At 73.8% G+C, this 25,036-nt stretch carries 28 protein-coding genes, 1 pseudogene and 1 riboswitch; of the genes and pseudogenes, 4 read left to right on the top strand and 25 right to left on the bottom strand.

The window, feature by feature from the left end; translation table 11 throughout:
• Positions 1 to 21 precede the first annotated feature (21 nt).
• From lgt to hisI, 8 genes are all read right to left on the bottom strand, one after another.
• Positions 22 to 1,023, bottom strand: a complete 1,002-nt coding sequence (gene lgt / locus ACFQ46_RS01070) for a prolipoprotein diacylglyceryl transferase (protein WP_380256334.1) — start codon at positions 1,021 to 1,023, stop codon at positions 22 to 24.
• Positions 1,020 to 1,844, bottom strand: coding sequence for a DsbA family protein (locus tag ACFQ46_RS01065; RefSeq protein ID WP_380256332.1), 825 nt, complete (start codon positions 1,842 to 1,844; stop codon positions 1,020 to 1,022). The genes lgt and ACFQ46_RS01065 overlap by 4 nt, the downstream gene beginning before the upstream one ends.
• A 40-nt stretch (positions 1,845 to 1,884) precedes the next feature.
• On the bottom strand, positions 1,885 to 2,709 hold the full coding sequence (trpA, locus tag ACFQ46_RS01060; protein WP_380256330.1) for a tryptophan synthase subunit alpha: 825 nt from the start codon (positions 2,707 to 2,709) through the stop codon (positions 1,885 to 1,887).
• Positions 2,706 to 4,019: a tryptophan synthase subunit beta gene (gene trpB, locus ACFQ46_RS01055; RefSeq protein ID WP_380256328.1), complete on the bottom strand. Its 1,314-nt coding sequence runs from the start codon at positions 4,017 to 4,019 to the stop codon at positions 2,706 to 2,708. Before trpB ends, trpA begins: the two co-directional genes overlap by 4 nt.
• Positions 4,016 to 4,840, bottom strand: a complete 825-nt coding sequence (gene trpC / locus ACFQ46_RS01050; RefSeq protein ID WP_380256326.1) for an indole-3-glycerol phosphate synthase TrpC — start codon at positions 4,838 to 4,840, stop codon at positions 4,016 to 4,018. Before trpC ends, trpB begins: the two co-directional genes overlap by 4 nt.
• Before the next feature lie 78 nt (positions 4,841 to 4,918).
• Positions 4,919 to 5,224, bottom strand: a complete 306-nt coding sequence (locus ACFQ46_RS01045) for an HGxxPAAW family protein (protein ID WP_380256324.1) — start codon at positions 5,222 to 5,224, stop codon at positions 4,919 to 4,921.
• A 112-nt stretch (positions 5,225 to 5,336) separates the two neighbouring features.
• Positions 5,337 to 5,933: a Trp biosynthesis-associated membrane protein gene (locus ACFQ46_RS01040; protein WP_380256322.1), complete on the bottom strand. Its 597-nt coding sequence runs from the start codon at positions 5,931 to 5,933 to the stop codon at positions 5,337 to 5,339.
• Complete coding sequence (hisI, locus tag ACFQ46_RS01035; RefSeq protein WP_380256320.1) at positions 5,930 to 6,286, bottom strand: phosphoribosyl-AMP cyclohydrolase; 357 nt, start codon at positions 6,284 to 6,286, stop codon at positions 5,930 to 5,932. The genes ACFQ46_RS01040 and hisI overlap by 4 nt, the downstream gene beginning before the upstream one ends.
• Positions 6,287 to 6,347: 61 nt before the next feature.
• Between hisI and ACFQ46_RS01030 the strand changes: the two genes are divergently transcribed.
• Positions 6,348 to 7,001, top strand: a complete 654-nt coding sequence (locus ACFQ46_RS01030; protein ID WP_380256318.1) for a TIGR03085 family metal-binding protein — start codon at positions 6,348 to 6,350, stop codon at positions 6,999 to 7,001.
• Here ACFQ46_RS01030 and hisF read toward each other — a convergent pair.
• A complete protein-coding gene (gene hisF / locus ACFQ46_RS01025) occupies positions 6,998 to 7,771 on the bottom strand; it encodes an imidazole glycerol phosphate synthase subunit HisF (protein WP_380256316.1) in 774 nt (257 codons plus the stop codon). The two genes, ACFQ46_RS01030 and hisF, sit on opposite strands and share 4 nt — an antisense overlap.
• Before the next feature lie 52 nt (positions 7,772 to 7,823).
• On the opposite strand from hisF, the gene ACFQ46_RS01020 reads away from it, so the two are divergent.
• Positions 7,824 to 9,092 carry a GNAT family N-acetyltransferase gene (locus ACFQ46_RS01020; RefSeq protein WP_380256314.1) on the top strand — a complete coding sequence of 423 codons (1,269 nt, stop codon included), beginning with the start codon at positions 7,824 to 7,826 and terminating at the stop codon, positions 9,090 to 9,092.
• The gene (locus tag ACFQ46_RS01015; RefSeq protein ID WP_380256312.1) at positions 9,083 to 9,658 is read left to right on the top strand and encodes a dephospho-CoA kinase; all 576 of its coding nucleotides are present in this window, start codon (positions 9,083 to 9,085) and stop codon (positions 9,656 to 9,658) included. Before ACFQ46_RS01020 ends, ACFQ46_RS01015 begins: the two co-directional genes overlap by 10 nt.
• Here the strand turns inward: ACFQ46_RS01015 and ACFQ46_RS01010 are convergent.
• From ACFQ46_RS01010 to def, 13 genes and pseudogenes are all read right to left on the bottom strand, one after another.
• Positions 9,655 to 10,122 carry a PH domain-containing protein gene (locus tag ACFQ46_RS01010; protein ID WP_380256310.1) on the bottom strand — a complete coding sequence of 156 codons (468 nt, stop codon included), beginning with the start codon at positions 10,120 to 10,122 and terminating at the stop codon, positions 9,655 to 9,657. The two genes, ACFQ46_RS01015 and ACFQ46_RS01010, sit on opposite strands and share 4 nt — an antisense overlap.
• Positions 10,119 to 10,964 carry an ATP phosphoribosyltransferase gene (hisG, locus tag ACFQ46_RS01005; protein WP_380156634.1) on the bottom strand — a complete coding sequence of 282 codons (846 nt, stop codon included), beginning with the start codon at positions 10,962 to 10,964 and terminating at the stop codon, positions 10,119 to 10,121. The genes ACFQ46_RS01010 and hisG overlap by 4 nt, the downstream gene beginning before the upstream one ends.
• A gap of 10 nt (positions 10,965 to 10,974) precedes the next feature.
• Positions 10,975 to 11,238 (bottom strand): phosphoribosyl-ATP diphosphatase, encoded by a 264-nt coding sequence (locus ACFQ46_RS01000; RefSeq protein WP_380156636.1) that lies wholly within the window; start codon positions 11,236 to 11,238, stop codon positions 10,975 to 10,977.
• A 140-nt stretch (positions 11,239 to 11,378) separates the two neighbouring features.
• Positions 11,379 to 11,864: a 6,7-dimethyl-8-ribityllumazine synthase gene (gene ribH / locus ACFQ46_RS00995; RefSeq protein ID WP_328295935.1), complete on the bottom strand. Its 486-nt coding sequence runs from the start codon at positions 11,862 to 11,864 to the stop codon at positions 11,379 to 11,381.
• Between the two features lie 32 nt (positions 11,865 to 11,896).
• Positions 11,897 to 12,475 (bottom strand): annotated as a pseudogene (gene ribB, locus ACFQ46_RS00990) (3,4-dihydroxy-2-butanone-4-phosphate synthase); the annotation flags it as partial.
• Positions 12,476 to 12,504: 29 nt separating this feature from the next.
• Positions 12,505 to 13,134 (bottom strand): riboflavin synthase, encoded by a 630-nt coding sequence (locus ACFQ46_RS00985; protein ID WP_380256308.1) that lies wholly within the window; start codon positions 13,132 to 13,134, stop codon positions 12,505 to 12,507.
• Positions 13,115 to 14,203 carry a bifunctional diaminohydroxyphosphoribosylaminopyrimidine deaminase/5-amino-6-(5-phosphoribosylamino)uracil reductase RibD gene (gene ribD / locus ACFQ46_RS00980; RefSeq protein WP_380256306.1) on the bottom strand — a complete coding sequence of 363 codons (1,089 nt, stop codon included), beginning with the start codon at positions 14,201 to 14,203 and terminating at the stop codon, positions 13,115 to 13,117. Before ribD ends, ACFQ46_RS00985 begins: the two co-directional genes overlap by 20 nt.
• Before the next feature lie 188 nt (positions 14,204 to 14,391).
• Positions 14,392 to 14,520: riboswitch (FMN riboswitch) on the bottom strand.
• A 54-nt stretch (positions 14,521 to 14,574) separates the two neighbouring features.
• Complete coding sequence (gene rpe, locus ACFQ46_RS00975; protein ID WP_328295931.1) at positions 14,575 to 15,240, bottom strand: ribulose-phosphate 3-epimerase; 666 nt, start codon at positions 15,238 to 15,240, stop codon at positions 14,575 to 14,577.
• An 83-nt stretch (positions 15,241 to 15,323) separates the two neighbouring features.
• Positions 15,324 to 16,367, bottom strand: a complete 1,044-nt coding sequence (locus ACFQ46_RS00970) for an alpha-hydroxy acid oxidase (protein ID WP_380256304.1) — start codon at positions 16,365 to 16,367, stop codon at positions 15,324 to 15,326.
• 66 nt (positions 16,368 to 16,433) lie between these two features.
• Positions 16,434 to 17,210 (bottom strand): isocitrate lyase/phosphoenolpyruvate mutase family protein, encoded by a 777-nt coding sequence (locus ACFQ46_RS00965; protein ID WP_380256302.1) that lies wholly within the window; start codon positions 17,208 to 17,210, stop codon positions 16,434 to 16,436.
• A gap of 62 nt (positions 17,211 to 17,272) precedes the next feature.
• Positions 17,273 to 18,733, bottom strand: a complete 1,461-nt coding sequence (locus ACFQ46_RS00960; RefSeq protein WP_380256300.1) for an RsmB/NOP family class I SAM-dependent RNA methyltransferase — start codon at positions 18,731 to 18,733, stop codon at positions 17,273 to 17,275.
• Positions 18,730 to 19,650: a methionyl-tRNA formyltransferase gene (gene fmt / locus ACFQ46_RS00955; RefSeq protein WP_380256298.1), complete on the bottom strand. Its 921-nt coding sequence runs from the start codon at positions 19,648 to 19,650 to the stop codon at positions 18,730 to 18,732. Before fmt ends, ACFQ46_RS00960 begins: the two co-directional genes overlap by 4 nt.
• Positions 19,650 to 20,195 (bottom strand): peptide deformylase, encoded by a 546-nt coding sequence (gene def, locus ACFQ46_RS00950; RefSeq protein WP_328295926.1) that lies wholly within the window; start codon positions 20,193 to 20,195, stop codon positions 19,650 to 19,652. The genes fmt and def overlap by 1 nt, the downstream gene beginning before the upstream one ends.
• Positions 20,196 to 20,393: 198 nt before the next feature.
• On the opposite strand from def, the gene ACFQ46_RS00945 reads away from it, so the two are divergent.
• On the top strand, positions 20,394 to 20,690 hold the full coding sequence (locus tag ACFQ46_RS00945; RefSeq protein WP_380256296.1) for a DUF6458 family protein: 297 nt from the start codon (positions 20,394 to 20,396) through the stop codon (positions 20,688 to 20,690).
• 15 nt (positions 20,691 to 20,705) lie between these two features.
• On the opposite strand, the gene ACFQ46_RS00940 is transcribed toward ACFQ46_RS00945, so the two are convergent.
• Genes ACFQ46_RS00940 through metK form a run of 3 tightly spaced genes read right to left on the bottom strand, consistent with a single transcriptional unit; the run spans position 20,706 to position 25,031 of the window.
• Positions 20,706 to 21,716 carry an aldo/keto reductase family protein gene (locus ACFQ46_RS00940; RefSeq protein WP_380256294.1) on the bottom strand — a complete coding sequence of 337 codons (1,011 nt, stop codon included), beginning with the start codon at positions 21,714 to 21,716 and terminating at the stop codon, positions 20,706 to 20,708.
• Between the two features lie 38 nt (positions 21,717 to 21,754).
• The gene (locus tag ACFQ46_RS00935) at positions 21,755 to 23,815 is read right to left on the bottom strand and encodes a primosomal protein N' (protein WP_380256292.1); all 2,061 of its coding nucleotides are present in this window, start codon (positions 23,813 to 23,815) and stop codon (positions 21,755 to 21,757) included.
• Positions 23,816 to 23,828: 13 nt separating this feature from the next.
• Positions 23,829 to 25,031, bottom strand: coding sequence for a methionine adenosyltransferase (gene metK, locus ACFQ46_RS00930; protein WP_380256290.1), 1,203 nt, complete (start codon positions 25,029 to 25,031; stop codon positions 23,829 to 23,831).
• Positions 25,032 to 25,036 lie beyond the last annotated feature (5 nt).

Raw genomic sequence — 25,036 nt, 5'->3', positions numbered from 1 at the left:
CACTACCGCGTCACCGGATCATCACGAATTGCGCGCGTCCGGGCGTTCTTCGCGGTCCAGCGGAGGGTGATCGGCAGTCGCGGTGACGGTCGGTCCGCCGGTCTGCATCGCTTCGTCACGGGACGGGGTGACCGCCGGCGACTCGGAGGAGGCTACCCGTTCCAGGACCTCGGGCTGACCACGATCGTTCCTGTGCACCCTGCGTGAACGGATGAACGCGACGAGTGCGACCACGAAGACGATGCCCGCCACCCACTGGTTGACCCGCAGGCCCAGGATCTCGTTGGCCTGGTCGATGCGGAGATCCTCGAAGTAGCTGCGGCCCAGGCAGTACAGCGCCACGTAGAGCAGGAACGCCTGTCCGTGGCGCAGCCGGAAGCGCCGGTCGAGCAGCACGATCACGACCGCCACCGCCGCGCACCACAGCGACTCGTAGAGGAACGTCGGGTGGAAGGTGCCGAGCACCACGGGGTTGCCGTCGGCACCCACGACGGCGCGGCCGGCCGACTCGTCCCAGCGGTGGACGGTCAGGGCCCAGGGCACGTCGGTGGAGCGACCGTAGAGCTCGTTGTTGAACCAGTTGCCCCAGCGGCCCAGGGCCTGCGCGACCAGCAGACCCGGGGCCATCGCGTCCGCCATCGGCGCGAGCCGGTACCCGGCCCGACGGCAGGCGATCCACACCCCGAGGGCTCCACCGGCGATCGCGCCCCAGATCCCGAGCCCGCCCTCCCAGACGTAGAGGGCGCGGACCGGGCTGCCGTCCGCACCGAAGTACGCCTGGGGGGAGGTGATGACGTGGTACAGCCTCGCCCCGACCACGCCGAGCGGGACGGCCCACACCGCGGCGTCGAGGACGAAGTCCTTGCGGCCGCCCTTGGCCTGCCAGCGCCGCTCGGCGATGACCACGCCGGCGACGATCCCGAGCACGATGCACAACGCGTACGCGCGCACCGGGATCGGGCCCAGGTGCCACACGGCGACCGTGGGGCTGGGGAGGGCGGAGGTCAGGGCGGCGGGGATCACGGCGCGGCCGTCGCGGCGGTCACGGCCTGCTGCAGAGCGCCGGCCGGGTCGGAGCCGAGGAGGTCCGCGGTCGGGATCTCCTTCTTCTCCCCGCCGACGGGGGTGACGGTGATGGTCGGGGTACCGCTGACCCCGGCGGCCTTCATCGAGTCCTCGACGGAGTCGACGTAGTCGCGGTAGGCGTGACCTTCGACGGCCTTCTGCCAGGCGTCGAGGTCGGGCACCCCCGCCTCCTTCGCCAGGTCACGCAGAGTGGCCACGGTGTAGCCGACGCCCTCCTCCGGCTGGTTGGCGAAGACCGTGGTCGTGTACTCCGGGAACTTCCCCTGCGCTTCGGCTGCGGCCGCCCCTTCGGCCGCGAGCTGCGAGGCGGTGTTGCCGAGGTTGCCGTCGAGGAAGGTCAGGGTGTGCACCACGACCTTGGCCTGCCCGGCCGCGGCCATGGCGAGGTAGCTCTCCCCGGCCGCGGTCTCGAACTGCTTGCAGTAGGGGCACTGGTAGTCGACCCAGATGTCCACCGTCGGCGCCCCGGCGGCCGGAGTGCCCGGCAGGACGTACCCGGCCCCCGCGGCCCCGGCGCTGGCGGGGATCTGCTGCGCTGCCGTGGCGGTGGGCTCGCTCGCCCGTCGGATCACGACGACGACCACGGCGACCAGCGCCAGGACCACGACGACGGCGATGCTGATGAGCACCACCCGGCGGCTGCGTTCGCGGGCCAGCTCGCGCTGGCGCAGGGCCGCGGCCTTCTTGCGCCGGGCTTCGCGCGCGTCCTCGGCCTCCCCGGCTCGTGCGGGGTTGCCACCGGGCTTCTTCGTGCTCAACGCAGGTTCTCCTCGTCGGGGTTCTCGTCGGTGAAGGCGTTCAGCCGGCGCGGACACCCTCGGAGAGGGCACGGGCGAGCTCCTCCACGGCACGCGCCCCCGCGAGGGGCGAGTCCGCGTCGAGCAGGCGCTGGACGAAGGCCGAGCCGACGATGACGCCGTCGGCGTAGCCCGCGACCTCGGTCGCCTGCGCCGGGGTGGAGACCCCGAGGCCGACGCAGACGCGTTCGGCACCGGCCGCGCGGGTGCGTCGGACGAGTTCCGACGCTCCCGCACCCACCGTGGCACGCGTTCCTGTGACCCCCATCAACGACGCCGCGTAGACGAACCCGCGGCACGCGGCCGCCGTGGTCGTCAGCCGGGCGTCGGTCGAGCTCGGAGCGACGAGGAACACGCGTTCCAGGTCGTGGTCGTCGCTGGCGGCGATCCAGGCGGCGGCCTCGTCGGGGATGAGGTCGGGCGTGATGAGCCCCGCTCCCCCGGCGTTGGCCAGGTCGGTCGCCCAGCGGTCCATGCCGTAGCGGTCGATCGGCGGGAAGTAGGTCATGACGAGGGTGGCGGCGCCGGTGGCGGCGACCCCCTCGACGGCCCGCAGGACGTCGACGGGCCGGGTCCGGTGGGCCAGGGCGACGTCGACCGCCTGCTGGATGGTGTGCCCGTCCATGGTCGGGTCGGAGTAGGGCAACCCGAGCTCGATGATGTCCGCACCCCCCGCGACGGCGGCCTTGGCCGCGTCGATCGAGGCGTCGACGTCGGGGTAGCCGACCGGGAGGTACGCGACGAGCGCCGCGCGCCCCTCGGACTTCGCCCGGTCCACCGCAGCAGCGGCCTTGCCCACGCGTGCGGGGCTCTCCAGAGTGCTCACCAGCCGGATCCTTCGGTCTTCTCGGGGGCTTCGGAGACCCGCTCGGCTTCGGAGGCGACGAGGTCGGCGTCGCTGACGAGGTCGAACCAGCGCGCCGCGGTGTCGACGTCCTTGTCCCCGCGCCCGGAGAGGTTGACGAGGATGACGGCGTCCGAGCCGAGTTCCTTGCCCAGCTCCAGCGCACCGGCGAGGGCGTGCGAGCTCTCGATCGCGGGGATGATCCCCTCGGTGCGGCAGAGCAGGCGGAACGCCTCCATCGCCTGGGCGTCGGTGACCGGGTGGTACGAGGCGCGACCGCTGGCCGCCAGCCACGCGTGCTCCGGTCCGACGCCCGGGTAGTCCAGGCCGGCGGAGATGGAGTGGGACTCGATCGTCTGACCGTCGTCGTCCTGCATGACGTACTGGCGGGCACCCTGGAAGACCCCGGTGACGCCGGCCGAGATCGGCGCGGCGTGGCGGCCGGTCTCGATCCCGTCGCCGCCGGCCTCGTAGCCGTGCAGCGCGACGCCCGGGTCGTCGAGGAAGCCGTGGAAGATGCCGATGGCGTTCGACCCGCCGCCGACGCACGCCGCGACGGCGTCGGGCAGCCGGCCGACGAGGTCGAGCACCTGCTGGCGCGCCTCGATGCCGACGACGCTCTGCAGGTCGCGGACCAGCACCGGGAACGGGTGCGGTCCCGCGACCGTGCCGAAGGCGTAGTGGGTGGTGTCGACGGAGGCGACCCAGTCGCGGAAGGCCTCGTTGACGGCGTCCTTCAGGGTGCGGCTGCCGGCCGTGACGGGCACGACGGTCGCGCCGAGAAGACGCATGCGGGCGACGTTCAACGCCTGCCGCTTGGTGTCCTCCTCGCCCATGTAGACGACGCACTCGAGACCCATCAGGGCCGCGGCGGTGGCGGTGGCGACACCGTGCTGGCCGGCGCCGGTCTCGGCGATGATCCGCTTCTTGCCCATCCGCTTGGTGAGCAGCGCCTGGCCCAGCACGTTGTTGATCTTGTGCGAACCGGTGTGGTTCAGGTCCTCGCGCTTGAGGATGAGCCGCGCCCCACCGGCGTGGGCCGCGAAGCGCGGGACCTCGGTGATGATGCTGGGACGACCGGAGTAGCTGCGGTGCAGTTCGGCGAGCTCGGCGAGGAAGCCCTCGTCGGCCATGGCCGCGTTGTGGGCGGCCTCGATCTCGTCGAGCGCCGCGACCAGCGCTTCCGGGACGAAGCGGCCGCCGAAGTCACCGAAGTACGGGCCGCGTTCCTGGGCGAAGCTGCGAGCGGGGGTGGACGGAGGCGTCTCGTTGACCCCGGCGGAGGCGCTCACGGGCGCACCGCCTGGATGGAGGGGTGCGCGCCGGCGGCGACGAGGTCGGCGACCGCGCGACGGGGGTCCGCACCCTTGACCAGGGTCTCGCCGACGAGGACGGCGTCCGCGCCCGCGCGGGCGAACTCGACGACGTCGCGGGGACCGGACACGCCCGACTCGGCGATCTTGACGACGTGGTCGGGGACGAGCGGAGCGAGGTCGGCGAAGGTGCCGTTGTCGACCTGGAGGGTCTTGAGGTTGCGGTTGTTTACCCCGATGACCTTCGCGTCGGCGTCGAGGGCGCGCGCGACCTCCTCGGCCGTGTGCACCTCCACCAGCGCGGTCATGCCCAGGGACTGGGTGCGTTCGATGAGGGACACGAGAGCTTCCTGTTCGAGGGCGGCCACGATGAGGAGCACGACGTCGGCTCCCCAGGCGCGGGCCTCCCACAGTTGGTACGAATCCACGACGAAGTCCTTGCGCAGCACCGGGACGTCCACGGCGAGGCGCACCGCACGGAGGTCGTCGAGGCTGCCGCCGAAGCGGCGCTGCTCAGTGAGGACGGAGATGACGGTGGCGCCGCCGAGCTCGTACTGCGCGGCGAGGGCGGCCGGGTCCGGGATGGTGGCGAGAGCGCCCTTGGAGGGGCTCTTGCGCTTCACCTCGGCGATGACCTTCACCCCGCGCTGCTCCACGTCGCGCGGCTTGAGCAGCGCACGGGCGTCCTTCGCCGCGACCTGACGGTGGGCGCGGTCCTTCAGCTCGTCGAGGGTGGTCAGCGCCTTGCGGGCGGCCAGGTCCTCACGGACGCCGGCCAGGATGTCGTCGAGGACAGTCACAGCACGAGGGTATCCCCGCTCACCGACACGCCCCGACACCGTCCTGACCCCGTCGCGACGGCGGACAGGAGAGCTTCCTCAGTGCTGGGCGCGGCCGACGCCGACGGGGGTGCCGTCGGCCTTCTTGACGCCGTAGCCGGCCTTGGCCAGCCCGCCCGCGACGGCCAGGGAGGCCACGATGACGACGCCGCCGATGATCCCCCAGGTCAGGCTGGGGAAGACGATCGCGAGGCAGAGGATGAGGAACCCGGCGAGGCAGACCGCGACACCGGCCCAGGCCGCGACGCTGTGGCCGTGACCGTGCTCGTCGACGACGTCGGTGGCTCCGCGGGTGGTCGAGTCGTTCGCCCCGTGGCTGTTCGAGGGGGTCTGCTGGCTGCTCACGGTGGGCTCCTGGAGGTGGGGGGCGTACTACGCACACCGTACCTACTCCCCCGGCCCGGCCGCCCGCCGCGGTGGGTCGAGCGGGTGGGCGGGTCCAGCGGGTTCAGCGAGTTCAGCGAGTGGGGTCGTCGCCCTGGGTCAGGGAGTCCCAGGCCGCGGCGGGGTCCTCGTGGGGGGCCAGGGTGACCGCGGCGCGGGTGGCGTCGCGTTCGTGGCGGGTGGAGCCGGCGGACGGCGTGGCCGCGTTCCAGCGCCGCGTCCGCACCAGCACCCCCGCCCCGCCGACGAGCACCAGCACCCCGCCGACGGCGGAGACCACGGGCCAGGGCCGCACCGACGGGTCGCCCTGGAGGCGGACCCCGGTCGTCCCGCTGGCGGCCCGGGCGGGTGCGGTCAGCGCCGCGGACGGGTCCGAGGTGACGGCCAGGCTGGCCACGACCGTCCCGGCCCCGCCGAGGACGAGGACCACCGCGGCCACGAGCCGCGCCACCCGGCGCCCCAGCGTCGAGGCCACCACGGCGGCGAGGCTGACCAGGCTCAGCGCGGTGGCGACGGGGGCGGCGTCGCGGCCGTTCACGAGCACGGCGCTCGCACCGGTGGCGGTCTCCACGGCCCCCCTCACCCACGTCGGCGCACCGGCCCCGAGGCCGACGACGGCTCCCGCGATCCCGGCGAGCAACAGCAGACCGCGTTCGCGTCCGGCGTTCACGCCGGCAGGAGGGGCAGCGTCACGGCGTCGAAGCACGTGCGGTCGCCGGTGTGGCAGGCGGCCCCGACCTGGTCGACCTCGACGAGGAGGGCGTCGCCGTCGCAGTCCAGCGAGACCTTCTTGACCCACTGGACGTGCCCCGACGTGTCGCCCTTGCGCCACAACTGCTGGCGGCTGCGGGAGAAGTAGGTGGCCCGGCCGGTGGCCAGCGTGCTCGCGAGCGCCTCGTCGTCCATCCAGGCGACCATCAGCACCTCCCGGGTGTCGTGCTGCTGCACGACGGCGCAGACCAGTCCGGCCTCGTCGCGCTTGAGCCGCTCGGCGACGTGGGGATCGAGATCGAGGGACGACACGGGGACGATGGTCTCACCGCCCGCGCGTGGTGCGCTCCGCCCCGGGTGGCACGATCTGGCCATGACGACGGCGCAGGCCCCCCGCAGCAGCCACCGCACCGACGCCCGGCGGGAGCGTGACGCGCTGTGCGACAGCGCCTCGCGGGTCGGTCCCGACGCGCCGACGCTCTGCGCGGGCTGGGACGTGCGCGACCTGCTGGTGCACCTGGCCGTGCGCGACAACCGACCGGACGTGGTGCTGGGCGAGGCCGTGGGCCCGTTGCGCCCGCGGCGCGAGCGGGTACTGGCGGAACTGGGCGCACAGCCCTTCGAGGAGCTGGTGGAGCGGGTGCGCAACGGCCCGCACGGGCCGCTGAAGCTGCAGGCGCTGGACAGCCTGGCGAACACCTCGGAGTTCTTCGTCCACCACGAGGACATCCTGCGGGCCCAGGACGACTGGGCCCCGCGCGAGCTCCCCCGGGGGCAGACGGCGACGCTGTGGCGCACGGTGAGGGTGATGGGTCGTGTCGCCTACCGCCGTGCCGGGGTCGGGGTCGTGCTGGTCACCCCGGGCGGCCCGCGCGCCGTCGTCCGCTCCGGTGAGGAGGCCGTCTCGCTCACGGGTGAACCGGCGGAGCTGGTGCTGCACGCGTTCGGTCGGCGCAGTCGGGCGAAGGTCGAGATCGACGGCACTCCCGCTGCGGTGCAGCGCTTCCGAAAGGCCTTCCCGGGCTAGCGGACGGCGGACCCGCTGGCCCGCAGCGCGTCCTTGACCTCGCCGATGGTGAGCTGGCCGAAGTGGAAGACGCTGGCGGCGAGGACGGCGTCGGCGCCCGCGGCGACGGCCGGCGGGAAGTGCTCGACGGCCCCGGCGCCGCCGCTGGCGACGAGGGGGACGCTGACCCGGGCGCGGACCTGGCCGAGCATCTCGAGGTCGAAGCCGGCCTTGGTGCCGTCGGCGTCCATGGAGTTCAGCAGGATCTCCCCGGCGCCGAGGTCGGCGGCGCGGGCGGCCCACTCGACGGCGTCGAGGCCGGTCCCCCGTCGGCCACCGTGGGTGGTGACCTCGAAGCCGGACGCGGTGGTGGGTTCGCCGGGCAGGGTCCGGCGGGCGTCGACGGAGAGCACGAGGACCTGCGCGCCGAAGCGGTCGGCGATCTCGGCGACGAGTTCGGGACGGGCGATGGCCGCGGTGTTCACGCCCACCTTGTCCGCGCCGGCGCGCAGCAGCTTCTCGACGTCGGCGACGCTGCGGACACCGCCACCGACGGTGAGGGGGATGAAGACCTGCTCCGCGGTGCGGCGCACGACGTCGTAGGTGGTCTCCCGCGAGCCGGAGGAGGCGGTGACGTCGAGGAACGTCAGCTCGTCGGCGCCCTCGGCGTCGTAGCGCCGCGCGAGTTCGACGGGGTCACCGGCGTCCCGCAGGTCGGCGAAGTTGACGCCCTTGACGACGCGGCCGGCATCGACGTCGAGGCAGGGGATGACACGGACGGCGACGCTCACGGGGTCAGACTAGACGGGGCCGCGTCGGGGCCCGACCGCTACGGTGGCGGGCATGAGCGTGCTCAAGGAGACCCTTCCGCTGAGCTCGGTCGACCCGGGCGACCGGGACGCCCTGCGCGCCTGGTACACCTCCAGCCGGGCGGCCTTCCTCGAGGCCGCCCCCACCGAGGCCGACCTCGACGAGCGGTCGAAGGCCATCGCCGCGCACCGCCTCACCGCGGTCCGCGACGGCGAGCGGGTGGTCGCGACGCTGCGGACCTTCGACTCCGAGCTGACGATGCCGGGCGCCGGTCCGGTGAACGTCGACGCGGTCTCCACGGCGACCGTCCTCGCGACCCACCGCCGGCGGGGGCTGCTGACGCGGATGCTGAGGGCGGACCTCGAGCGCGCCCGGCTCGCCGGGCACGCCTTCGCGACGCTCATCGCGGCGGAGGCCCCGATCTACGGCCGGTTCGGGTTCGGGGCCGCGACCCGGGCGACCAGCCTGGCGATCGACAACACCCGGGTGCGGTTCCGCGACGACGCGCCGGCGGCGAGCGGGTCGCTGGAGTTCGTCACCGGAGCGCTCGACGAGGCGGCCCTGGTCCACGACGCGGCGCGGCGGTCCCGCCCGGGTGGCCTGCACCGCGACGCCGCCTTCTGGGAGGCCGCGAACCGCCGGGGTGCGGGGCGCTGGATCGGGACCCACGGTCACGCGGTGCTGCACCGCGACGAGCGCGGGACCGCCGACGGCTACGTCGTCTACGAGCTGCGCGACGAGTCGGTGGGGCGTGTCGTCACCGGCACGACGACGGTCCTGGACCTGACGGCGACGACGCCCGCCGCGTACCGCGCGCTCTGGGAGTTCGTGACCTCGATCGACCTGGTGCGCACCACCCGGGCCAAGGACCGGCCCGTGGACGAACTGCTGCCGCACCTGCTCCTCGATCCCCGTGCGGTGCAGACCGGGCCGGTGGACGACTTCGCGTGGCTGCGCGTCCTCGACGTCCCGGGTGCGCTGGCCGCACGGCGCTACCTGGGCTGCGGGACGCTGGTGCTGAAGGTGGTGGACCCGTTGGGGCTGGCCGACGCGACCGTCTCCCTGCACGTCGCCCCGCAGCGCTGCGGCGCCGACGGGTGGGTCTGCGCCGAGATCACCACCACCGACGCGACGCCCGACGTCGTGCTGGGGGTCGGCGAGCTGTCCTCGCTCGTGCTCGGCGGGACCTCGGCGGTGGCGTTGCACCGCGCGGGACGCCTCGACTGCTCGACCGCGGACGCGTTCGCCCTGCAGACGCTCTTCGCGACGCCCGAGGCCCCCTGGTGCCCCACGTGGTTCTGACCGCCCGCTCGACCACCGACGTCGTCGACGAACTGGTCACCCTGCTGGCGGCGACGCCGGTCCCACCCGCCGGTCCGGTGGTGGTGGCGGTCGACGGCCGGTCCGGATCGGGCAAGACCGACCTCGCCGACGTCCTCGCGGCCCGCGTGGGGGCGGTCGTGGTGCACATGGACGACCTCTACCCGGGGTGGTCCGGTCTCGCGGCGTCGGTGCGGCTGCTGGGCCGGGTCCTCGACGGTCTGCGTTCCGGCGCGTCGACGAGCCACCCGGTGTGGGACTGGGCCGCAGCGGCCTACACCCGCGAGGTCGTGCTCCCCCGGGCGGGGACCGTCGTGGTCGAGGGGGTCGGGTCGGGCTGCGCCCGGCCCGTGGACCTGCTGGTCCGCCTGGAGGCCGACCCCGACGTCCGACGCGACCGGGCCCTGACCCGGGACGGGGCGACGTTCGAGGCGCACTGGGACGCGTGGGCCGCTCAGGAGGCGGAGCTGTTCTCGCACGAGCCGTTCCGTGCCGACGTCGTCTTCACGTCCGACACCACGGCGGGCGGGGAACCGGCCTGGCGCTAGTCGACGTCGGGGCGCGGGGCGTGCGCCTCGACGAGGCGGGCCAGGCGCCGCGCCTCGGTCTGGGCGAACTCGCCGTCGGCGCGCTGGACGGCCATGACCGCGAGGTTCTCGCCGTCGTCGAGGTCGAGGGTGAGCCACGGCTCGGCCCCGCCGAAGCGGACGGCGACGACCGCGCCCCAGGCCACCTGCCGGGTGAAGACGACGTTGCGGACCTCGAGGCCGTCGGCGGTCACCCGGGCGCGGACCGCGACGAGGCGGACGAGGACGCCGGCGAGCAGCACGGCGAAGACGACGGCCGAGACGGTGTCCTGGCCGGTCCACCCGGACTGCGGCGAGAACGTGAGCAGGATCGACATCCCGACCATCACGACGACGATGCCCAGGGCGAAGACCAGTCCGACGACCCGCGCCCGGCGCGGGCGGAACGGGGACTCCGGGACCGCACCCGGCACGGGGGGCGTCACAACCGGCAGGCGTGGATGCTGGTCACCAGGATCGCCCGCGCACCGAGGTCGTAGAGGTCGTCCATGACCTGGTTGGTCGCCGCCTTCTTCACCATGGCGCGCACCGCGACCCAGTCCGGGTTCGCCATCGGCGACACCGTCGGGGACTCCAGGCCCGGGGTGATCGCGCAGGCCTCCTCGACGATCGACTTCGGGCAGTCGTAGTCGACCATCACGTACTGGCGGGCGACGAGGACCCCGCGCAGCCGACGCACCAGGACCTCGACGGCCGGGTCGAGCGGGGCGTCGGCCCGGCGGACGAGGGTCGCCTCCGAGGACATGATCGGCTCACCGAAGATCTCGAGCCCGGCGGCGCGCAACGTGGTCCCGGTCTCGACGACGTCGGCGATCACGTCGGCGATGCCGAGGGCGACGGCCGTCTCCACGGCCCCGTCGAGGTGCACGATGTCGGCGGTCACGCCGTGCTCGGCGAGGTGCTTGCCCAGCAGGCCGGAGTAGCTGGTCGCGATGCGGCGGCCCTGCAGGTCGGTCACACCCTCGGCGACCCCGGGACGGCCGGCGAAGCGGAAGGTGCTGCGGGCGAACTCCAGCGGCAGGATCTCCGACGCCGGAGCGTGGGAGTCCAGCAGCAGGTCACGACCGGTGATGCCGACGTCGAGGGTCCCCGAGCCGACGTAGAGCGCGATGTCGCGCGGGCGCAGGAAGACGAACTGCGCGGAGTTGTCCGGGTCGTCGAGGATGAGTTCCTTCGCCTCGCGGCGCTGGTTGTAGCCGGCCTCGCGCAGCATGGCGCTGGCGGCCTCGGCGAGAGAACCCTTGTTGGGGACGGCGATGCGCAGCATGGTGAGTTCCTCAGAGGTGGGCGTAGACGTCGTCGAGGGTCAGTCCGCGGGAGATCATCAGCACCTGCAGGTGGTACAGCAGCTGCGAGATCTCCTCGGCCGTCCGTTCCCCGGACTCGTGCTCCGCAGCCATCCACACCTCGGCCGCCTCCTCGACGACCTTCTTGCCGATGGCATGGACCCCGGCGTCCAGTTCCAGCACCGTCCCCGACCCAGCGGGTCGGGTCAGCGCCTTGTCGCTCAGCTCGGCGAACAGGGCGTCGAAGGTCTTCACGTGCACGGAGTCTAGGTGGTGGCGCCCCCGTCTCCCGCCACCCCCTGGTGGAGCCGGCCGGGTGGGATCGTTGCCTCCCCGAGGACCCCCAGCGACCTCGGGGAGGCAACGATCCCACCCTGCGATCCCACCCGGCGGGGTCAGCCCTTCGGGAGGGGCGCGACGTCGCGCAGGGCGACGACGGTCTCCAGGGCGGCGAGGACGGCTTCGGCGCCCTTGTCCTCCCGCGAGCCGCGCAGGCCGGCCCGGTGCAGCGCCTGGGCCTCGGTGTCGACGGTCAGCACCCCGAAGCCGATCGGGACGCCGGTGGTCACCGCGACCTGGGTCAGCCCCGAGGTCGCCGCGTCGCAGACGTACTCGAAGTGGGGGGTGCCACCGCGGATGACGACGCCGAGGCAGACGACGGCGTCGTAACCCGCCCGGGCGAGGCGGGAGGCGGCGACGGGCAGCTCGAACGCGCCGGGCACCCGCACCTCGGTGACGTCGGTGACGCCCGACGTCTCCAGCGCGCGGCGCGCACCGGCGACGAGGCCGTCCATGGTCTCGGTGTGCCACCGGGCCGCGACGACCGCGATCCGCAGCCCGCTCCCGTCGACGGTGATCTCCGGACTTCCGTCCCCGCTCATCTGTGCTCTCCCTCGGGTGCAGCTGCGGTCAGGTGAGCCCGCAGATCGGCGATCGTCAGCACGGGCAGGTCGTACTCCTCACCCAGAGCGACGATCTGGTCCCAGCGTGACATCGATCCGTCGTCTTCGACGAGCTCCGAGATGAGCGCGACCGGCGCGAGCCCCGCGAGCCGGCAGAGGTCGACGGCGGCCTCGGTGTGTCCGGGCCGTTCCCGCACCCCGCCGGGACGGGCCCGCAGCGGGAAGACGTGCCCGGGTCGGATCAGGTCCGAGGGGACCGACGACGGGTCGGCGAGGACGCGCGCGGTGCGGGCCCGGTCGGCGGCGGAGATGCCGGTCGTGACGCCGGCCGCCGCGTCGCAGCTGACGGTGTAGTCGGTGCGGTAGGAGTCCTCGTTGCGCTCGACCATCCGCGGCAGCCCGAGGGCGTCGGCGCGCTCCGCGGGCATGGGCGCGCAGAGCATCCCGGAGGTGTGCCGCACGGTCCAGCCGACCCACTCGGGGGTGGCGAGCTCCGCCGCGAGGATCGCGTCGCCCTCGTTCTCGCGGTCGGCGGCGTCGCTCACCAGGACGGGTCTCCCCGCGCGCAGCGCGTCGAGGGCCGCGGCGATGGTCTGGTCGAGACCCACCGTCGGGGCGTTCACGCGGACACCTGCGCAGCGCGGTCGAAGGCGTTGAGGCGCTCGACGTACTTCGCGAGCACGTCCACCTCGAGGTTGACGGTGGCGCCGACCGGTTTGCGACCCAGGGTCGTGAGGTCCAGCGTCGTGGGGATCAGCGAGACCTCCAGCCACGGTTCCCGCTCCTCGACGGGGCTCACCCCGGAGACGGTCAGGGAGGTCCCGTCGAGGGTGATGGAACCCTTCTCCACGACGTAGCGGGCGAGGTCGGCCGGGATCGCGACCCGCACGACCTCCCACGCCTCCCCCGGCGTCCGCACGGCGATGGTGCCGGTGCCGTCGACGTGGCCCTGGACGATGTGCCCGCCGAGACGGCCGTGGGCGGCCATCGCCCGTTCCAGGTTCACCCGCCGCCCCGCGGCGACGTCGTGCAACGAGCTGCGCACCAACGACTCCTGCATCACGTCGACGGTGAACGTCCCCGGTTCGGGCTGGTCGACCACGGTCAGGCACACCCCGTCCACCGCGATCGACGCCCCGTGCACGGCGTCGGACACGACCAGCGGACCGCGCACGGTCAGCCTCGCCGACTCCGCGCCGAACTCCACGGCGACGACCTCGCCGATCTCCTCAACGATCCCGGTGAACACCGAAGGCCTCCTGCAACTCGTGGCTGGTCTGGCTGGGCTGGAACTGCGGTGGAACGTCACGGCCGAGCGGCCGGGCGACGATGCGGACGTCGTCGCCGACCAGGTCGACGGAGGTGGTCCGCAGGCGGGCGATGTCGGGCATCCCCCGGATCCCGAGGTCGCCGACGGCGGCGGGACCGGCGCCGAGCAGGGCGGGGGCGAGGTAGCAGACGACCTCGTCGACGAGACCGGCCACGAGGAACGCGGCCGCGAGCGCCGGGCCGCCCTCGAGCAGGACGGTCCGGACCTCGCGGGCGGCGAGTTCGGCGAGGACGACGTGGGGGTCGCGGGTGCGGACGTGCAGCAGGTCCGCGTCCCCGTCGAGGAGTCGCGCTCCGGGCGGCAGGTCGCGCAGTCCCGCGACGACCCGCAGCGGTTGCGGTCCGCGGACGACGCCGTCGCGCCGCACGGTGAGCGAGGGGTCATCGGCGAGCGCGGTCCCGGTCCCGATCAGGACGGCGTCGTGCTCGGCCCGCAGCCGGTGCACGTCGGCCCGGGCCGGGGCGGAGGTGATCCAGCGGCTGGTCCCGTCGGCGGCAGCGGAGCGCCCGTCGAGGGTCGAGGCCCACTTCCACGTCACCCACGGTCCGCCGCGGCCGACGGCGGTGGCCCAGCGTTCGTTGAGGGCCCGGGACTCCTCCCCCAGCAGGCCGACCTCGACGTCGACGCCGTGCGCGGCGAGTTCGGCGATGCCGCCGGCGGCGTGCGGGTTGGGGTCGGGGGTCGCGACGACGACGCGGGTGATCCCGGCGGCGAGCAGGGCCCGGCTGCACGGCCCGGTGCGACCGGTGTGGTTGCACGGTTCCAGCGTGACGACGGCGATCGCCCCCACGGCGGAGGTGCTGAGGGCCTGCAGGGCGACGACTTCGGCGTGCGGAGAGCCCGCACCGTGGTGGTACCCCTCGGCCAGGGTCGTGCCGTCGGGGGCGAGGATGACGCACCCGACGCGGGGGTTGGGCCCGTGCGTGGGTCCGCGTGCGGCGAGCTCGAGGGCGCGTCGCATCGCGGCGAGTTCTGCTGCTGGTGCCACCACCGGTTCCTGCCTCTCGGACGGTCCGACGAACGGACCCCGGAGGGGTGCACACAGGGGGCGACGACGGGTCGGCGACGGAGCAGCCCCGGAGGGGTGCACCGCAGCTGACCGTCGACTCGGGCGTCGTCGGAGGGACCGGCACGCGCGTCAGCAGAGGACGGCGACGACGGCTCGCACCGACGACACCGCGCGCTGCCTCCCATCCGGACTCTCACCGTCGGCCCCGGAGTTCCACCGGATCAACCACCTGCCGAAGCAGGGGCTCGCGGACTGTCACCGCCGGCTCGGACTTCCACCGACCCCGGAGCACGCGTGTCGTGCGGTCTAGCTGTTGGTACTGCTGGCGGCAGTGTGCCACGCGGACCCGGTCAGTGCCTGCAGGCCCCGGCGGCGAGGTTCCTGAGCGTCCCGATCGCGGCGGCCGCGTCCTGCGCCCCGTAGACCGCGGACCCGGCGACGAAGACGTCGGCGCCGGCGTCGGCGGCCCGCTCGATCGTGTCCGCGGAGACCCCCCCGTCGACCTGCAGCCGGACGTCGAGGTCACCGATCGCGGCCCGTGCGCGGCGGACCTTCGGCAGGGTGACGTCGAGGAAGCTCTGCCCGCCGAACCCCGGTTCGACGGTCATGACGAGGATCATGTCGAACTCGCCGAGGAGGTCGACGAAGGGCTCGATCGGCGTCGAGGGCCGCAGCGCGATCCCCGCGCGACCGCCCGCCGCGCGGATCTCGCGGGCCAGCTTCACCGGGGCGATCGCGGCCTCGGCGTGGAAGGTGACCCCCGCCGCACCGGCCTCGGCGTAGGCCGGCGCCCAGCGGTCCGGGGCCTCGATCATCAGGTGGCAGTCCAGCGGGATCGGCGAGACCCGTTGCAGCGCTTCGACGATGGGCAGCCCGAGCGTCAGGTTGGGCACGAAGTGGCCGTCCATGACGTCGACGTGGGCCGCGTCGGCGGTGGAGATCCGCTGCAGTTCCGCCTCGAGGTTGGCGAAGTCCGCGGACAGGATGCTGGGGTTGATCTGCACGGTGCTCGACACCCGCCGAGGGTAGCCGCCGCGCTCGGGATCGTTGCCTCCCCGGTGTCGTCCAGCGGGACCGGGGAGGCAACGATCCCCCCGCGTCAGCGGCGGACGACGACGTCGCGCGGCGCGAGGTCGTGGACGGAGCCGATCCCCATCTGACGCAGGGTGGTGACGAACTCCGCCTGGTAGGTCGCGAGCACCGCGGCGACCCCGTCGGCCCCGTCGGCGGCCAGGCCCCACATGACCGGGCGGCCGATGTGGACGGCCTTGGCGCCCAGGGCGATCGCGGCCGCGGCCTGGGCTCCGCCGCGGATGCCGGAGTCGACGTGCACCTCGACCTCGGAGCCCACCTCGGCGAGGATCTCGGGCAGCGCGTAGGCGGAGGTGACGGAGTTGCCGAGGCGGCGACCACCGTGGGTGGAGACGATGATCCCGTCGGCCCCGGCGTCGACGCAGCGGCGCGCGTCGCGGGCGGTCAGCACGCCCTTGCAGAGCACCGGCAGGCCCGAGGTCTCGGCGAGCCAGCCGATGGTGTCGGGGGTCAGGTCGAGGGCCATGTCGGTGTCGGCGCCGAACCGGTCGAGCTCATCGGCGGTGAGGTTCGCCGTGCGGTTCTTGCGCGGGCCGGCGGGCCAGTTGCGCGGGTCGATCGCGGGGATCTCGCGGCCGATCGGGGTGGTGTCGACGGTGAGGATGAGGGCCTTGGCGTCGGCCGCGGCGGCGCGCTGGACGAGCAGGCGCGTCGCCTCGCGGTTGCGCGCGACGTAGACCTGGTACCACCAGGGCGCGCCCTGGGCGGCGATGTCGGAGAACGTCGCGCCGGTGTTGGTGGAGACCCCGAGCAGAGTCCCGGCCTTGGCCGCCCCCTGGGCGGTCAGCACCTCACCCTCGGGGCGGGCCCCGACCTGCTGGGCCATCGGGGCCACCAGGATCGGGGCCGAGACCGGTGTCCCGAGGACCTGGGTGGCGGTGCTCTGGATTGACGCGTCGCGCAGCACGCTGGGCCGCAACCGCAGCGCGTTCCAGTCAGCGATCCCCTCGCGTCCGCAGGAACCGTCGCCGGCGTAGGAGTGGTAGTACTCCGACACGTAGTCCGGCAGCACGGCGTCGGCGCGGTGGGCGAGGTCTTCGATCCAGGTCACGGAACGCATCCTCACCCACCGACGCTCACAGGTGTGACCGCTCCGGGCGATCCGGGGCAAATGTCACTAGTTCAGCGGTCGGGTGCCCTCGGGGATGCCCCCACCGGCGTAGATCCCGCGGGCCGCGTCCTGCAGGGCGGTCAGCGCGACCCGCTGGGTCAGCGGACCGTAGGTGATGCGCGCGACGCCCAGCTCCGCGAGGCGGGCCTGGTCCGGCAGGCTCGGGAAACCGATGACCGACAGCTTCTGCGGACCGAAGGCGCCCACGAGCCGCGTCACGGTCTCCTCGTCGAGCATGCCGGGCACGAAGACGGTGGTGGCCCCGGCGGCGAGGTAGGCCTGGCCGCGTTCGATCGCGTCGGCCAGGACGACGTCGGCGGGTCGGTCGCCGCCCTTGGCGAACGCGTCGGTGCGGGCGTTGAGGACGAACGGGACGCCCTCGGCCTCACCGGCGGCGACGATGGCCTCGACGTTGGCGACGGAGTCGGCCAGCGGTCGCAGCTGGTCCTCGACGTTGGCGCCGACGACGCCCACGCCGATGGCCTTGCGGACGGTCTCCCCCGCGTTGCCGTACCCGCCGTCGAGGTCGGCGGAGACGGGCAGGTCACCGGCGGCGACGACGATGCGCTCGACGAGCGAGAGCGCGAGGTCGAGCGGAATCTGCTCGCCGTCGCCGTAGCCGAAGGTGGCGGCGATGGAGTGGCCGGCGGTGGCCAGCGCCTTCGTCTGCGGTTCACCCGCGACGACGGTGGCGGAGACCGCGTCCCAGACGTTGACCAGGACGAGGAGTTCGGGGTCGGCGTGCAGCTGCCGCAGTCGTGCGGCCTTCTCGGCGGAGTTCACCCCCGAAACCTCCCACGCCCCCTCCGCCCGGGCGCACCGACCCCGCCTCCCGTCGGGTGGGATCAGCCCACGCGGCGCAGCAGAGCGACGTGCATGGCGTCCGTCCCGTGCGTGTGCGGCCACAGCTGCACGGCCTGACCCGCTGCGGCGGAGGGCATCCCGGGCACGACCCGCTCGAGCACCGCGGGGGTGTCGAGACGCTCGACGAGGACCCCGCGCTTCTTCGCGGCCTTCACCGCGTCGTCGACGACGAGCCGGGTCTCGCTCAGCACCGGCGAGCACGTCGCGTAGGCGACGACCCCACCGGGACGGACCGCGTCCAGCGCCGAGGCGAGCAGCTCGCGCTGCAGCGGACCGAGCTCGCCGAGGTCCGCGGGCGTCCGGCGCCAGCGGGCCTCCGGGCGGCGGCGCAGGGCCCCGAGGCCCGTGCAGGGCGCGTCGACGAGCACCCGGTCGTAGCTCGCCGGTTCCTCGGCCCCGACGGTGCGCCCGTCACCGACCCGGACCTCGACCTCGCCGGGGATCGCGGTGAGGGCCTGGCGCACCAGGTCGGCGCGGTGCGGGGCGAGCTCGACGGCGGTCAGCGAGGCTCCCCGCCCGGCGGCCGTCGCGGCCAGCAGGGCCGCCTTGCCGCCCGGTCCGGCGCACAGGTCGAGCCAGCGCTCGTCGCGACCCTCGACGTCCGCGGCGGCGAGCACCAGGGCGACGATCTGCGACCCCTCGTCCTGCACCCGGGCCCGTCCACCGCGCACCGAGGGCAGCTTGCCCGGGTCGCCGTGGACGAGCTGGACCGCCGTCGGCGCCCAGCGGCCGGGGACGACCTCGAGGAAGGACGCCTTCCCCACGAGGTCCTCGGGTTCGGACAACCCCGGCAGGGCGGCGACGGCGACCTGGGCGGGGGTGTTGTCGGCGGTGAGCAGGTCCTCCAGCTCGCCCGCCTCGTGCCCGTGCGCCTTCAACGCCTCGCGCAGGCTGCGCACGATCCACTGCGGGTGGGAGTAGCGCAGCGCGAGGTCGTCGTCCTCGTGGCCGGTGCTCGCGACCTCCGCGATCCAGGCGTCGAGGTCGCGGCCGGCGGCGCTGCGCAGCACGGCGTTGATCAGGCCGGACGGCCCGCCGCCGACCACGTTGCGCGCGAGCGCGACGGAGGTCGCGACGGCGGCGTGGTCGGGGACCCGCATGGCCAGCAGCTGGTGCAGGCCCATCCGCAGGATGTCCAGGACGCCGGCGTCGAGTTCGGCGAAGGGGCGGTCGACGAGCGTGGCGAGCAGCGCGTCGTAGGTGCCCTGACCGCGCAGGACGCCGTAGGCGAGTTCCGTCGCGAACGCGGCGTCGCGGCCGTTCAACTTCCTGGCGCGCAGCAGCTTCGGCAGCACGAGGTTGGCGTAGGCGTCGTCCCCGGACACCGCGCGCAGCACCTCGTAGGCGACCTTGCGCGACTCGTCGACGCGGGTGAAGCGGTCCTGCTTGACCCCGGTGCGCGGGGTCCGCTGCTGACCTGTTCCCAGTTTCGGTCCGGTCACGAGAACTCCTCTTCCGGCTCCGGCCGGATCCCACGCGCCCAGTCGGTCGCGTTCATCGCCTTCTTGCCCGCGGGCTGGACGGTGCCCAGCGCCACGGAGCCCTGGGCAGAACCCACCAGGACCCGTTTCCTCTCCACCACGATGCGTCCCGCGGGCACGTCCTCGGGGCCCGGGACGAGCGGGCCGACCTTGACGCGTTCGCCGCGGAACGTCGTCCACGCGCCCGGTTCGGGGGTGCAGCCGCGGACCCGGCGATCGATCTCGACGGCGTTCGCCGTCCAGTCGATCCGGGCCTCCTCGACGCTGATCTTGGGCGCCAGCGAGATCCCCTCGGACGGCTGCGGGACGGCGTGGGCGGTGCCGTCCTCGACCGCGTCGAGCACGTCGACCAGCAACGCGGCCCCGCGCACCGCGAACCGGGACAGCAGGTCCCCCGACGTGTCGGTCGGGCCGACGGGATCCGCGAACGAGGCGTAGACCGGACCGGTGTCCAGCCCCTCCTCGAGCTGGAAGACGCAGGCGCCGCTGACGTCGTCACCGTTCATCACCGCGCGCTGCACGGGTGCCGCTCCGCGCCAGGCGGGCAGCAGCGAGAAGTGCAGGTTCAGCCAGCCGAAGCGCGGGACGTCCAGCGCCGCGCGCGGCACCAGGGCCCCGTAGGCGACGACGGGGCAGGCGTCCGGCGCCAGCTCGCGCAGCTGGGCCAGGAACTCCTCACCGCGCGGCTTCACCGGTTGCAGGAGCGGGAGTCCGACCTCGCGGGCCCGCAGCGCCACGGGCGAGGCGGCGGGGCGACGGCCGCGACCGGCGGCCGCGTCGGGACGGGTGAGGACGGCGACGACCTCGTGCCGGCTGGCGAGCAGGGCGTCGAGGGCGGGGACGGCGACGTCGGGGGTTCCGGCGACGACGAGGCGCACTACCTCGCCTGACCGAAGGTGTCGTGCGGGGAGACCTTGATCTGCGGCGTCTCCAGACCCAGCCACTCGGCCTCGCGCACGGCCTTCAACGCCAGCTTGCGCTGCGGTTTGTCGAGGCGGTCGATGAAGAGGATGCCGTCGAGGTGGTCGGTCTCGTGCTGGATGGCCCGCGCCTTGAACTCCGAGCCGGAGATCGTGACCGGTTCACCGTGCATGTCGAAGCCCTTGGCCACCACGTGCAGGGAGCGCCGGGTGTCGGCGACGATGCCGGGAAACGAGAGGCAGCCCTCGTCACCCTCCTGGCACTCCTCGGAGAGGTCGAGGACGGGGTTGATGAGGTGCCCGATCTCGTCGTCGGCGTTGTAGGTGAACACGCGCAGCGACACCCCGAGCTGCGGGGCCGCGAGCCCCGCCCCGGGGGCGGCGAGCATCGTCTCCTCGAGGTCCTTGACGAGCTGCCGCAGCTCCTTGTCGAAGGTGGTGACCTCCTCCGCGCGCTGGCGGAGGACGGGGTCCCCGAAGAGTCGGATGGGCTGGATCGCCACGAGGCTCCCTGGAAGTGGAACGGCTGGGTGCGGCGTCGAGTCTACGGGCCGGTGGTGACCGTCGACGACGACGCGCAGCGACGCCCCGTCGCGACCGGTGGCTCTGCGTGCTGCCACTGCCGCCCACGGAGGGACCCTCCTGCGGCGGGCGGGTGAGCCGGGGCGGGTTTCCCTGCCGCGACCGCGGAGGGTGGGGTCGTGCGAACCGGAAACAGTTGCTGCCTGCTCACGATCGGCGCGATCCTCGCCTTCGCCGTGCACGTCGACCTCGACGTCGTCGACGTGGCGACGGTGGGGTGGATCCTCATGCTCGTGGCCGTGGTCGGCGCCTTCGTCGACCTCGCCGTGGTGCGCCCGCGCGCCCGCGCGGCACGGGTGGAGGCCGACCTGCGCCTGGCCTCCACCCGCCCCGTCGCCCGGACCCCGCAGACCTCGTGGTCCTCCTGGGACACCCGCGCGTTCACCCCGGTCCCGCGGCCCCACCAGGAGTCCTGAGCCCGGGCGCGGGGATCAGACCTCGCGCTGCTTGGGCGAGGACTCGTGGGTCTTGGCCGGGTCGCGTTCGACGACGTCACCGAGGACGGCGTCGATGCGGGCCAGCACCTCGGCCGGGATCGTCTTCCCGGCTGCCCCGGCGTTGTCGGCGACCTGCTCCGGACGCGAGGCCCCGATGATCGCGGTCGCCACGTTCTCGTTCTGCAGGACCCACGCCACGGCGAGCTGCGCCATCGAGAGGTCGAGTTCCGCCGCGATCGGCTTGAGCTCCTGCACCCGGGAGAGGACGTCGTCGCGCATGAAGCGCTTGATCATGTCCGCGCCGCCCTTGGTGTCGGTGGCGCGCGAGCCCTCGGGCAGCTTGCCGCCCGGGACGTACTTGCCGGTCAGCACACCCTGCGCGATGGGCGACCAGACCACCTGCGACACACCGAGTTCCTTCGAGGTCGGGACGACCTCCTCCTCGATGACCCGCCACAGCATCGAGTACTGCGGCTGGTTGGAGATGAGCTGGAAGCCGAGCTTCCCGGCCAGTTCGACGCCGGCGCGCAGCTGCTCGGCGGTCCACTCGCTGACCCCGACGTAGAGGACCTTCCCCTGCCGCACGAGGTCGGCGAAGGCCTGCATCGTCTCCTCCAGCGGCGTCGCGTAGTCGTAGCGGTGCGCCTGGTAGAGGTCGATGTGATCGGTCCCGAGGCGGCGCAGCGACCCTTCGCAGGCCTCCATCACGTGCTTGCGGGAGAGGCCGGTGTCGTTGTGCTGCTTGGGGCCGATGGGGCCGAAGACCTTGGTGAGGATCTCCAGGGATTCCCGTCGCTGCCCCTTCAGCGCCTGCCCGAGGACGGTCTCGGCGACGGTGTTGGCGTAGACGTCGGCGGTGTCGAAGGTGGTGATCCCCGCGTCGAGGGCGGCGTGCACGCACGCGATCGCCGCCTCGTTCTCGACCTGGGACCCGTGGGTGAGCCAGTTGCCGTAGGTGATCTCGCTGATCTTCAGGCCGGAGCGGCCGAGGTGTCGGAAGTCCACGGGCGCGATCCTTCACCCGTCACGGCGATGGCGCGCGGTCAGCCGATCTGGAGGGGGTCCACACGCACCCGCACCAGGGGCAGCTTGCGGACGCTGCGACCGGCGGTGACGTTCTTCACCGCGGCCGACAGCGCGGCCGACTCCGTCCGCGGCACGCGCACGACGCTGCGGACCATCGGGGCGTGACCGGGCCGGTCCGGCACGGGCAGGGGTCCGAGCACCCGCACCCCGGGCAGCTCGGGTAGCGCCCCGACGAAGTCCTCGACGTCGGCGGCGACCCCGATGAGACCGGCGAAGCGCGCCGCCGGGGGCAGGTCGAGCTCGCGGCGCTGGGCCAGCTCCCGTTCGGCGAAGCCCGCCGGGTCCCAGCGCACGAGGGCCTGCACCGCCGCGGCCTGGGGGTCGGCGACGACCACGACGGCCCCACCCTCGGCGGCGGGACGGACCAGGGACGCGGCGCTCGTCCAGCGCCGGAACGCCTCCTCCTGCGCGCGCAGGTCCGGGCGGGCCAGCAGGGCCCACCCGTCCAGCAGCAGGGCCGCGGCGTACCCGCTCGCCACGACCGGTTCGGCGCCCGGCGTGGAGATCACCAGCGACGGCTTGTCCGGCACGGTGTCCAGGACCTGCGAGCCGCCCGAGGTGCGGACGTCGACGCCCGGGAAGGCCCGCCCGAGCTCCTCGGCGGTGCGACGGGCCCCGGTGACCACGGCCCGAAAGCGGCCGTCGCCGCAGTTCGGGCACACCCAGTCCGTCGCCGGCCGGCCGCACCAGCGGCACGAGGCGCGCTCCCCCGCGTCGGTGACGGCGAGCGGGCCGTGGCAGGACGTGCACCGGGCCGGGTCGCGACACGTCTGGCAGGCCAGCGTCGGGACGTAGCCGGTCCGCGGCACCTGGACGAGCACCGGCCCGCGCCGCACGGCGTCGCGCAGCACCCGCCACCCGTCGGAGGGCAGTCGCGCCGCCGCCGCCAGCGGGTCCTGGGCGTCGAAGCCGCTGGTCCCGGCGACGGAGATGCGCGGCGAGGAGGAGCGGACGGTGTCGCGGGAGGCGAGGACGGGACGCGCCCAGCCGGACTCCAGCAGCAGCTGCGTCTCGGCGGTGCGGGTCCGGCCGGCGAACAGCGCGGCGGCGCCGGTCTGCTCCGCCCGCAGCACCGCGACCTCGCGGACGTGGGGGTAAGGGGCGCGCTGGTCGGCGTGGGAGTCGTCGCCGTCGTCGAGGACCGCGATGAGCCCCAGGTTGGGCAGCGGGGCGAACACCGCGGCCCGGGTGCCCGCGACGATCCGCGTGCGGCCGGTGAGGGCCTGCAGGAAGGCCCGGTAGCGCGGCGACGGCCCGGCGTCGGCCTCGAGGCGGACGTGTCCCTCGGGGACGATGCGCTCCAGGGCCTGCGACAACCGGTCGAGGTCGCGGTGGTCGGGCACGACGAGCAGCGCCGTCCGCCCCGAGGCCAGCGTCGCGCGCGCGGCGACCGCGAGCGCCGCGAACGGGTCCGTCCCCGGCGCGAAGGTGGCGACGGCCCGCGGTGACCCGCCGTCGCGGACGTGGGCGAGGAAGGCGGGTCCGGCACTGTGGCGTTCCCACCCGTGCAGGTCCTCCCCCAGCACGACGGGTTCGTGCACGACGGGGTCGGCGCTCAGCACCGACTCCTCGGCGGCGGCGTGCCGGCCGGGGACGGCGAGGCGGACCACGTCGGACAGCGTCCCCGCGTACTCCGCGGCGACGCGTCGGCACAGTTCCAGCGTGGAGGGGGTGAGGACCGGCACGCCCGAGACCACGCGCCGCAGCCGGGCGAGGCGGCCCGGGTGCTCGCTCGCGGCGAGCCGTTCCAGGACGTACCCCTCGGCGTCGGTGCCCGCGAACGGGACGCGGACCAGGCGTCCCGGTTCGGCGGTGTTCTCCATCGACGCGGGCACGAGGTAGTCGAAGGGCCGGTCCAGGTGCGGCAGTTGCGAACTCACCAGCACCCGGGCGACCGGGTCGGTCTCCGCGACCCCCTCGAGGGTCTTCTTCCTCGCGGCCGGCTTCTTCTTCGCCGGAGCGACCGCGGGGACGCTCAGCCCGTCGAGCGCGGGCTGAGCGTCGTGGTCAGCGGACACGGTCGGGTGAGGGTCAGGCACCCGTCGCGGCGAGCAGCTGCTCGACCCGGTCGGTGCGCTCCCAGGTGAACCCGGGCAGTTCCCGGCCGAAGTGGCCGTAGGCGGCCGTCTGGGCGTAGATCGGCTGCAGGAGCTGCAGGTCGCGCACGATGGCGGCGGGACGCAGGTCGAACACGTCGCGGATGGCGGACTCGATGCGGGCGCGGGCGACCTTCTCGGTGCCGAACGTCTCCACGTAGAGCCCGACGGGCTGCGCCTTGCCGATGGCGTAGGCGACCTGGACCTCGCAGCGGGTCGCGAGACCGGCCGCGACGACGTTCTTCGCGACCCAGCGCATGGCGTACGCGGCGGAGCGGTCGACCTTCGAGGGGTCCTTGCCGGAGAACGCGCCGCCGCCGTGGCGGGACATGCCCCCGTAGGTGTCGACGATGATCTTGCGGCCGGTGAGGCCGGCGTCGCCCATCGGGCCGCCGATCTCGAAGCGGCCCGTCGGGTTCACCAGCAGGCGGATGTCGGAGGTGTCGAGGTCGAGACCCTCCAGCACGGGTTCGATGACGAAGCGGCGCACGTCCGGGGTCAGCGTCTTGATCAGGTCCACGTCCGGCTCGTGCTGGGTGGAGAGCACGACGGTGTCGAGGCGGACGGCCTTGTCGCCGTCGTAGCCGACCGTCACCTGAGTCTTGCCGTCGGGACGCAGGTAGGGGATCTCCCCCTTCTTGCGCACCTGCGAGAGCCGCTGGGAGAGCTGGTGGGCCAGGTGGATCGGCAGCGGCATGAGCTCGGGGGTCTCGTCGCAGGCGTAGCCGAACATCAGGCCCTGGTCACCGGCGCCCTGCAGGTCGAGGGGGTCTCCCCCGCCGCCGTCCTGGCGGTTCTCCCACGCCGAGTCGACGCCCTGGGCGATGTCCGGGGACTGCGAGCCGATCGAGACCTCGACGCCGCAGGTGCGCCCGTCGAAACCCTTCGCCGAGGAGTCGTAGCCGATGTCCAGCAACGTCCGGCGCACGATCGTGGGGATGTCGGCGTAGGCCTCGGTGGTGACCTCGCCGGCCACGTGCACGAGGCCGGTCGTGACCATCGTCTCCACCGCGACCCGGCTCCTGGGGTCCTGGGCCAGCAGCGCGTCGAGGATCCCGTCGGAGATCTGGTCGCAGATCTTGTCCGGGTGGCCCTCGGTGACCGACTCGGACGTGAACAGGCGAAGCGGGGTCGTCACGGGGC

Source organism: Kineococcus sp. GCM10028916 (assembly GCF_042674865.1).
Classification (GTDB): domain Bacteria; phylum Actinomycetota; class Actinomycetes; order Actinomycetales; family Kineococcaceae; genus Kineococcus.
The sequence above is the reverse complement of the archived record's forward strand: the minus strand, read 5'-3'. Positions and strand labels throughout refer to the sequence as shown.

What these genes read in the sequence shown, in the direction of transcription:
- ACFQ46_RS01030 (WP_380256318.1), top strand. Translation starts at nt 6,348, where the DNA reads ATGACGACGGCGCAGGCCCCCCGCAGCAGCCACCGCACCGACGCCCGG.
- ACFQ46_RS01020 (WP_380256314.1), top strand. Translation starts at nt 7,824, where the DNA reads ATGAGCGTGCTCAAGGAGACCCTTCCGCTGAGCTCGGTCGACCCGGGC.
- hisG (WP_380156634.1), bottom strand. Translation starts at nt 10,964, where the DNA reads ATGCTGCGCATCGCCGTCCCCAACAAGGGTTCTCTCGCCGAGGCCGCC.
- ribH (WP_328295935.1), bottom strand. Translation starts at nt 11,864, where the DNA reads ATGAGCGGGGACGGAAGTCCGGAGATCACCGTCGACGGGAGCGGGCTG.